This window comes from Leeia sp., from assembly GCF_041909055.1.
Lineage (GTDB): Bacteria > Pseudomonadota > Gammaproteobacteria > Burkholderiales > Leeiaceae > Leeia > Leeia aquatica.
The window spans coordinates 358,049-367,331 of sequence record NZ_JAYREC010000005.1 but is presented as its reverse complement, the minus strand read 5'-3'; the positions used below and the strand labels follow the sequence as shown (position 1 = coordinate 367,331).

The following is a 9,283-nucleotide window of genomic DNA, read 5'->3' as shown; positions in this document are numbered from 1 at the left end:
CCGATGATAGTGAGCAGATCGCTTGTGAAAGTAGGTCACCGCCAGGCTCCCATTTGAAGCCCCTGCAGACAGCTGCAGGGGCTTCTCGCTTTGTAGTGCGCGTAGTCGCCAACCCACGGACACAATCCTCGGCTCATTCAGATCAGCACCCATCTCGATGGTGGTTTTGCGATATGGCTATTTAGCCAAGCCAGAGTGATTGGAGGATATCCCCATGCTCTGCATCACGGAGAGCGTATGCGTGCGCGCTAGCTCCGCCGGCGCAGCTGCGCGCGGTGAAAGCGGAACAGTGCCTGCCCCAGCCGGTCGTCCACCTCGTCCGGCAGTGCATCCAGTGCGATGCGCATCTGTGATGCATCTTGCTGTTGCAGCTTGCCGCTGAGTTTGACTGGCAAGGGGAGGGTGGGGGCCAGGTACAGTTCTACCAGCACGGTCTGTTCGGGTTGAAGTTCGGGCTGTGCAGCCAGTTGCACGGTATGCAGGTTCAGGCTGAGGTGCTGGGCTGGAGGTACCTCTCCTCGCACGCGCAGCACTTCTCCCAGCAGCAAGACCGCCAGGTCCAGTTTGCCCTCCAGCCTGGTCAGTTGCGGGTCAAGTGGGGCCTCTGGCAGGTTCAGCTCTCCCAGCAGGGTCAGACCCTGCAGCAGGGCCAGATTGTGTGCATCCCACTGACGGTGGTCGCTTGCAGCGTCCAGCGCAGTGACACGGCAAGGCAGATACAGGGGAAGCAGCAGGTCGGCGTCGCTCATGGTGTGGTAGCATGGTGGCATTGAGTCCAACGGGCAGCTTACCGCATTTTGCCATGTCGTCCATCGTTCTTCCGCATAGTGTTGGTCGCTATCAACTCCAAAAAAAGCTGGGTGAAGGCACCACCGGTACCGTCTACCTGGCTGAAGACCGCTTCGCCGGACGCACGGTGGCCTTCAAATGGGCGCACCAGCATCTGCTGACCCACCCGCAGCATGGTCAGCGTTACCGCAAGCTGATCGAGAACGAAGCCAGCCTCGCCGGCAAGTTGCGTCACCCGCATCTGGTGGAGGTGCTGGATGCTGCGGTAGCGGCAGACGATGCCTGGCTGGTGATGGAGTATGTGTCGGGCGGTACGCTGGAGCGCTATACCCGTAATGACCAGTTGCTGCCAGTGCCCAAAGTGGCTGAGCTGGCGTTCAAATGCGCCCACGCACTGGCCTATGCCAGCCAGCATGGTTTGATCCATCGCGACCTGAAACCTGCCAACCTGCTGCTGGATGGCGAGGGACAGGTGAAGGTGGTGGATTTTGGTGCGGCTTTCTATCAGGTGTCTGAACACACCCAGGTTAGCGGTTTGATTGGTTCGCCCGCCTATATGTCCCCCGAGCAGGTACAGGAGCGACGGCTGACGGAGCAGTCCGACATGTTCTCGCTGGGGGTGGTGCTCTACCAGCTGCTGACCGGGCGCTTGCCGTTTACGGCAGACAGCGACTTTGCCGTGATCTACAAAATCTGCCATGAGACCCCGCCAGACTTGTGCAGTGTGCGGCCCGACCTGCCGGAGGCCCTGCAGCGGGTGGTGGCGCGCGCGCTGGCCAAGCAGCCGGAAGACCGCTATCCGGACTGGGCGGCATTTGCGGCGGAGCTACGCAGTGTGAACCGTCATCTGGCCCTGCCTGCGCATGAAGTGCCAGAAGCGGAGCGTTTCCACGCACTGCGCCAGTTGGCGGTATTTGACCGCTTCAGTGAATCGGAGCTGTGGGAGGTGTTGCGCATCAGCCAATGGCGCCGTTTCCCGGCCCGTTCGGTGCTGATTGAGGAAGGCAAGCTGGGGCATTCCTTTTTTGTGCTGGCCGAAGGCGAGGTGGTCGTCAGCAAGGCCGGGCGAGAGCTGGCGACACTGGGTGCGGGCGAGATCTTTGGCGAAATGGCCTACCTCTCGGGTGACGGCAGCCGTAGCGCCACCATTACCACCCGCGAGTCAGCCATGTTGCTGAAAATCAGCGCCAGCGCCCTCAAGGCCGCCAGCGACACCCTGCAGGCCCGTTTCAACCAGGTGTTCCTTGATCTGCTGGTGGAGCGGCTCAAACAGTCGAGCGACACCATTGCCCAGCTGAAATGGGAGCAGTTCAGCCACAGCGACAGCCGTTTTCGTTAGAATGACGGCATTTTCCTGCCCCCGATAGCCCCTTGCGACTCAAACAGATCAAGCTGGCTGGCTTCAAATCCTTCGTGGACCCGGTGCACATTGCGGTGCCGGGCCAGCTGGTGGCCGTGGTCGGGCCGAATGGCTGTGGCAAGTCCAATATCATCGACGCCGTACGCTGGGTGCTGGGCGAATCTTCCGCCAAGCAGTTGCGCGGCGAATCCATGCAGGATGTGATCTTCAATGGTTCGGGCGGGCGCAAGCCGGTATCGCGCGCCAGTGTCGAGCTGGTGTTTGACAACAGCCTGCAGCGCGCCAGTGGCCCATGGGCGGCCTATGGTGAAATCGGCATCAAGCGGATTCTCACCCGCGATGGCGGCTCCACCTATCACATCAACAACCAGCAGGTGCGCCGCCGCGATATCACCGACCTGTTCCTCGGCACCGGCGTCGGCTCGCGCGGCTATGCGGTGATCGAGCAGGGCATGATCTCCCGCATCATCGAGGCACGTCCGGAAGAGCTGCGTGAGTTTCTGGAAGAAGCCGCCGGGGTCTCCAAGTACAAGGAGCGCCGCCGCGAAACCGAGCACCGGCTGACGGATACCCGCGAGAACCTGCTGCGGGTGGATGACGTGCGGGCGGAGCTGTTGCGTCAGGTGGAGAAACTGAGCAGTCAGGCCGAAGTGGCACGCCAGTATCGCGCGCTGCAGGATGCCTTGCAGCAGTCGCAAGGTCTGCTGGCCCTGGCGCGGCAACAGGAAGCGCATCTGAAACTGGAGCAGCTGTCCCGCCAGCAGCAGGAAGGCGGGACGGCGCTGGAAGCGGCGATTGCCGCACTCCGCCAGACCGAGGCCAGCCTGGAGTTGGCGCGTGAAGCGCACTTTCAGCACAACGACCAGCTACACGCCGCGCAAGCCCGCTTGTTTGATGCCAACGCCCATCTGGCTCGCCTGGAGCAGCAATTGCAGCATCAGCAAACCATGCAGCAGCAATTGCAGCAGCGCAGCCAGCAGTTGAAGCAGCAGCTGGGACAGGGCCTGCAGCAGCAACAGCAGCTGCAGGAAGAGCAGCACAGCCTGCAGCAGCAGGGCGAAGAAGCCCGCGAACAGCTGGAAGAAGCCGAGCTGCAATTGCAGCTGCTGGAAGACCAGTTGCCAGACCATGAACAGGCGGTGCTGCAAGCGCGCCAGCAGCTGGAGCAACAGCAACAACAGGCGCAGCAGCTCAGGCAGCGGCTGGGGGTGCTGGATACCCAGCTGCGACAGGCGCAGCAACAATTGCAGCAGCTGCAGCAACGGGAACAGCGCTGGCAGCAACGGCAGCAAAGCCTGGTGCTGCTGGACCCGCAGCGCGTGCAGCAGGCGGCTGCCGAGCGCGAGCAGGCCGAGGTGGCGCTATCCACCTTGCAACAGGCCGCTGAAGCTGCCGTGCATGCCGAGCAGCAGGCTGAACAGGCGTTGCTGCAAGCCAGCCATCACCTGCAGCAGCTTGAGCGGGAAGAAAGCGCCATGCTGTCTGAGCAGAAGGCGCTGCAAACCCTGCTGCATGCCGGGCAAGGCCGACAAGCGCTGCAGGACTGGCTGCAGGCGCACGGTCTGGCAGCAGAGGCGCTGTGGCAGCATATGCAGGTGGAGCCGGGCTGGGAGGTGGCGGTGGCGGCAGTGCTACAGCAGCGCTTGCAGGCGAGAGCCTTGCCCGCGGGGCTGGACTGGCGCAGCTTCAGCCCGCCCCAGGCGTTGACCCTGCTGCCGGATGCGCCGCCTGCGGCAGCCAGAACCCCCTCTTCGCTACGACGCAAAGTCCAGTGTGTGGACCCGCAATGGTCGCGCTGGCTGGATGTGTGGCTGGCGGACGTGGAGGTGTTGCCTGCCGACGCACCCGTGCCCGACACCCTGCCGCCACAAAGCGTGTGGGTGAGCCCGCAGGGCCACCGCATGCAGGTAGACGGCATCCACCTGCATGCGGAAGCCCCGGCAGACCAGATGCTGGCGCAGCAGCGGGCCTTGCAACAGCTTGAGCAGTCGCTGGCGGCGCATCAGCCACAGGTGCAAGGGGCGCGGGACGCGCAGCAGGCGGCACAGGTGAAGCAGCAGCAGGCGCGGGCAGCGCAGCGCGAAGCACAGGAGCGCCTGCGTCAGGCGCAGCAGGCGCTACATCAGGCCGAGCTGTCCTGGCGTCAGGCCGAACAACAGCAGGCGCATCAGCTCAGCCAGCAAACCCAGTTGCAACTGGAGCAGGAAGAGCTGCAGGCACAGCGCCTGCACTGGCAGGAGGAGCAGGAAACGGCGGCGTTCGAGCAAGACGGGCTACGCGATGCTCTCAGCCAACACGAGGCGGGACTGCAGCAGGCGCGTGAGCACTTGAATGCTGCGGATCAACGGCTGGGGCAGGTGCGTAACCAATTGCGCGATGCAGAACGCCAAGCGCAAAACCAGCGCTTCGCGGTCAGCAGCCGGGCCCAGCGTGCCAGCGAGCTGGTTCACCGCAGCGAGCAGCTGGCGACCTTGCAGGCCGAGCGCGAGGAACAATTACAAGCCTTGTTGCTCGAACAGGACAGCTTGCAGGAACAAGACCTGCAACTGGACCTGCAAGCAGCCATTGCCGCCCGGGAAGAGCGCGAGGGTGTGCTGCGACAGGCGCGGGAAGCGCTGGAAGCCGCTACCCGGCAACAGCGGCAGCTGGACGAGCAACGTCTGCAGCAGGAGCGGGCGCTGGAGCCGCTGCGCGAAGCCTTGCAGCAGCTGGAATTGCAGGCGCAGGAAGCGCGGCTGACGGTAGCCCAGTTTGCCGAAGCGCTGGAAGGGGTGGATGTGGCGGCTCTGCAGGAGCAGTTGCTGCAACGCGGGCTGAAAGCACCAGGGCTGGCGCGCGAGATCCAGCGGCTCAGCCGCGAGGTGGAGGCGCTGGGGGCGGTCAATCTGGCGGCGCTGGAGGAATTGCAGCAGGCGCAGGAGCGGGCGGGCTATCTGGACGCCCAGGCGAGCGACCTGAACCAGGCCATCGACACGCTAGAGGCGGCCATTCGCCGCATCGACCGCGAAACCCGCAGCCTGCTGCAAGATACCTTCGAACGGGTCAATGCATCGCTGGGGGAGCTATTTCCGCTGCTGTTTGGCGGTGGCCGCGCCACGCTGTCGCTGACCGGTGAGGAAATCCTGGATTCGGGCGTGCACCTGATGGCGCAGCCTCCAGGCAAGAAAAACAGTACCATTCACCTGCTTTCGGGTGGAGAAAAGGCGTTGACGGCACTGGCTCTGGTATTCTCGTTGTTCCGGCTCAATCCGGCGCCATTTTGCTTGCTTGATGAGGTGGATGCGCCGCTGGATGATGCCAATACCGGCCGTTTTTGTGAAATGGTGAAGAAAATGTCCGCGGATACGCAATTTCTCTACATCAGCCATAATAAAATCACCATGGAAATGGCAGAGCAGCTGATCGGTATTACCATGCAGGAACAAGGGGTGTCCCGCGTTGTGGCGGTTGACATCATGGAAGCCATGCAGTTGTCAGGCGCGGCATGAGGATAATGTGGAATGAGTGACTTGCAATTGGTGTTGCTGGCTGTCGGTGCGGTGGCCATCCTGCTGGTGGTGGCCTACAACTGGTGGGAGCAACAGCGTTACAAGAAGAAAGCCCAGGCGGCCTTTGCGCATTACCAGCAGGATGTGCTGCTGGAGCCCGGGCTGACGCCGATGGATGAGGATACCCGCATCGCCGGTGAGGACGATCTGCCGGATGAGGAGGCGCTGTACAACGCGCGGGGTCAGGTCGATGCGCGCCATGCGCCGCGCCCGGTGGAACCGTCCGTGCCGGAGCGCGTCAGCAGCGAGCGGCGCGAGCCGGTGATGGGCGGCAGTCGCAACGAGACGCCGCCACCCGGCACCTTCAGCTCACCGATCCCGCAGCCACAGAAGACGGCCCGGGAAGCCTTGACCTATCCGGGGCAGCAGGACGACAAGGTGGACTTGCTGGTAGATATCCTGTCACACCAGGCACTGGATGTGGACCTGATCCGCGCCATGCACCGCCAGCTCAACCGGATTGGCAAGCGGGTGTCGTGGCAGGCCTTGATGAGCAATGGCGAATGGTTCCCGCTGGACGTGGACGCCAACCTAGCCATCATGGGCTTGCGCATCGGCCTGCAGCTGGCTGACCGACGTGGCCCGCTGGATGAGCCCTCGCTGCGCCAGTTTGTGGCCACCCTGGAAACCTTTGCAGACGAGTCCGAGTCCGAGCTGCGCCTGCCGCCGCTATCGCAGGCGCTGGCCGATGCGCAGAAGCTGGACAGCTTCTGCGCCGATGTCGATGTCACCATCGGCCTCAACATTCTGGCGGATTCTGCGCCGTTCGGGCTGGTGCAGCTGCGCTCCTGGCTGGAACGCAATGGTCTGCGCCTGATGGCAGACGGCGCTTACCATCTGGTCAATCCGCAAGGGCAGCATCTGTTCAGCATTGCCAACTTCGACAACGCACCCTTCCCGCCACACCCCTTGCCCAAGGACCATACCGAAGGCATTACCCTGCTGTTTGACGTACCACGGGTGGCGGATGGCCTTAATGTGTTTGCCCAGATGTCGGATCTGGCATTTGAACTCAGTGGCCAGTTGAGTGGCAAGCTGGTGGATGACAACCGCAAGCCCTTGTCTGACCACGGTATTGCCAGCATTCGCCAGCAACTGCGCGCCATCTACGGCACCATGAACCTGAAAGGCATTGAACCCGGCAGCCAGACCGCACTGCGCCTGTTTGCCTGAGACCCCGCATGAACCAGGACGACCTGTTTTCCCCGCCGGCGGGTGACGCAGCGCGCGCGCGCGAGCTGACCCGCCTGCTCAATCAGTACGCCCACGAGTACTACACGCTGGACCAGCCCAGCGTGCCGGATGCCGAATACGACCGGCTGTTCCGTGAGCTGGAGGCGCTGGAGGCCGCGCATCCGGCTTTGCGGCTGCCCGATTCGCCCACCCAGCGGGTCGGCGGTGCCTTGCTGGACTCCTTTGATCCCGTGATGCATGTGGTGCCGATGCTGTCGATCCGCACCGAAACCGACACCGAAGCCAGCGGCGCCGCCGCCTTTGATGGCCGGGTACGTCGTGAGCTCGGGCTGACGGATGCCGATCCGGCTGTGGAGTATGCCGCTGAACTGAAATTTGATGGCCTGGCCGTGAACCTGCGCTATGAGCAGGGGGTGCTGGTGCAGGCGGCCACCCGGGGCGACGGTACCACCGGCGAGGATGTCACGCAGAATGTGCGCACCATCCACCAGATTCCGCTGCGCTTGATCGGTGAAGCCCCGCCGGTGCTGGAAGTGCGCGGCGAAGTGTATATGAGCCACGCTGACTTTGAGCGCTTGAATCAGCGCCAGCAGGCCATCGGCGGCAAACCCTTCGTCAACCCGCGTAATGCGGCGGCAGGCAGCCTGCGCCAGCTCAATTCACAGGAAACGGCACAGCGCCCCATGTCCTTCTTTGCTTACGGGCTGGGTGAGGTACAAGGCAGCAGTGTGCCGGATCGCCATTCATCCGTGCTGGACTGGCTGGCCGCACTGGGCCTGCCCGTCTGCCCTGAGCGTGCCGTGCTGCACGGTGATGCGGGGCTGGCCAGCTTCCATCAGCGTGTGGCCGCGCTGCGGGAAAGCCTGCCGTTTGATATTGACGGCGTGGTGTACAAGGTCAACCGCCGCGATTTGCAAAATGAGCTGGGCTTTGTCAGCCGCGAGCCGCGCTGGGCGGTGGCGCACAAATTCCCGGCGCAGGAAGCGCTGACCACGGTACTGGATATTGAAATCCAGGTGGGCCGCACCGGCGCGCTGACGCCGGTAGCCCGGTTGGCGCCGGTGTTCGTCGGCGGCGTGACGGTGACCAACGCCACTTTGCACAATGAAGACGAGATTCGCCGCAAGGACGTGCACGTCGGCGATACCGTGGTGGTGCGCCGCGCCGGGGACGTGATTCCAGAAGTGGTGCGCGCTTTGCCGGAGCGTCGTCCGGCGGACGCGCCAGTATTCCACATGCCCAGCCATTGCCCGGTCTGTGGCGCACATGCCAGTCGTGAGGAAGGCGAGGCGGTGCTGCGCTGCTCCGGCGGGCTGTCTTGCGCCGCGCAGCGCAAGGAGGCCATCCGCCACTTTGCCGCGCGCCGCGCGATGGATATCGAGGGTCTGGGTGAGCGGCATATCGACAATCTGGTCGAGCTGGGTTTTGTACACCGGCTGGCCGACCTCTATCGCCTGACGCTGGATAACTTCCTCGCCATGAAGCGCCAGGCGGATGAGCGCGACGGTGCGACACCGGAAACCGTGCAGCAAGGCAAGGTGGCGACCCGCTGGGCCGAAAACCTGCTGGATGGCATTGCCGCCAGCAAACAGCCGCCCCTGGCCCGCTTCCTGTTTGCCCTTGGCATTCGCCACGTCGGGGAGTCCACGGCCAAGACACTGGCAGACTGGCTGGGGCAACTGCGGCTGATCCGGCATTGTCCGGCGCCCCTGCTGTGCGCCTTGCCGGATGTCGGGGCTGCGGTGGCAGCGTCGATTGCCGATTTTTTCAGCGAGCCGAACAACCAGCAAGCGCTGGACGACCTGCTGGCCAACGGGGTGCAGCCCCAGGGTGAGCATGCTCCCGCTGCCGCCCTGCGTGAGCGGCTGACCCTGGAGCGGGTGCTGGCCAGCCTCGGGGTGCCGGGCTTGACCGAGGCACGGAGCCGCACGCTGGCGGCCGCCGTGGGCGAGCTGGATGGCCTGCTGGTGCTGGATGAAGCGGGACTGGCCCGGCTGGACCTGCCCGATACGCTGCAACAGTCGCTGTGGCACTGGTTAAATGGACAAGGGCAGCGCGAAGCGTTGCAGCAACTGCGGGCCTGTCGTGATACTCTGCTGGCTGAGGCAGACCACGCCAGCGCGGTCGCAGGGGTATTGACGGGCAAGACACTGGTCTTGACCGGTACCCTGCCGACCTTGAGCCGGGATCAGGCCAGTGCGCTGATTGAAGCTGCGGGTGGCAAGGTGTCTGGCTCGGTGTCAAAGAAAACCAGCTATGTGGTGGCGGGAGAGGCCGCGGGCAGCAAGCTGGACAAGGCGAATGAACTGGGGGTGGCGGTGCTGGATGAAGCCGGCCTGCTTGCCCTGCTGGGACAATGATGACGCTGCCGAAGGCAGCATGACAGGGTTAT

Annotated in this window: 5 protein-coding genes; 4 read left to right on the top strand and 1 reads right to left on the bottom strand. The window is 63.8% G+C overall.

The annotated features are described in order from the left end of the window. Positions 1-248: 248 nt before the first annotated feature. A complete protein-coding gene (locus ACE3O2_RS14575) occupies positions 249-749 on the bottom strand; it encodes a PilZ domain-containing protein (protein WP_374338690.1) in 501 nt (166 codons plus the stop codon). Positions 750-802: 53 nt separating this feature from the next. On the opposite strand from ACE3O2_RS14575, the gene ACE3O2_RS14570 reads away from it, so the two are divergent. From ACE3O2_RS14570 to ligA, 4 genes are read left to right on the top strand one after another with little or no spacing between them, the layout of a single operon-like run. Continuing rightward, positions 803-2,128 carry a serine/threonine protein kinase gene (locus ACE3O2_RS14570; protein ID WP_374338687.1) on the top strand — a complete coding sequence of 442 codons (1,326 nt, stop codon included), beginning with the start codon at positions 803-805 and terminating at the stop codon, positions 2,126-2,128. A 32-nt stretch (positions 2,129-2,160) separates the two neighbouring features. Beyond that, on the top strand, positions 2,161-5,637 hold the full coding sequence (gene smc, locus ACE3O2_RS14565; RefSeq protein ID WP_374338685.1) for a chromosome segregation protein SMC: 3,477 nt from the start codon (positions 2,161-2,163) through the stop codon (positions 5,635-5,637). 12 nt (positions 5,638-5,649) lie between these two features. Then, positions 5,650-6,870 (top strand): cell division protein ZipA C-terminal FtsZ-binding domain-containing protein, encoded by a 1,221-nt coding sequence (locus ACE3O2_RS14560; RefSeq protein WP_374338683.1) that lies wholly within the window; start codon positions 5,650-5,652, stop codon positions 6,868-6,870. Between the two features lie 8 nt (positions 6,871-6,878). Beyond that, positions 6,879-9,251 carry an NAD-dependent DNA ligase LigA gene (ligA, locus tag ACE3O2_RS14555; protein ID WP_374338681.1) on the top strand — a complete coding sequence of 791 codons (2,373 nt, stop codon included), beginning with the start codon at positions 6,879-6,881 and terminating at the stop codon, positions 9,249-9,251. The last annotated feature ends 32 nt before the right edge of the window (positions 9,252-9,283 follow it).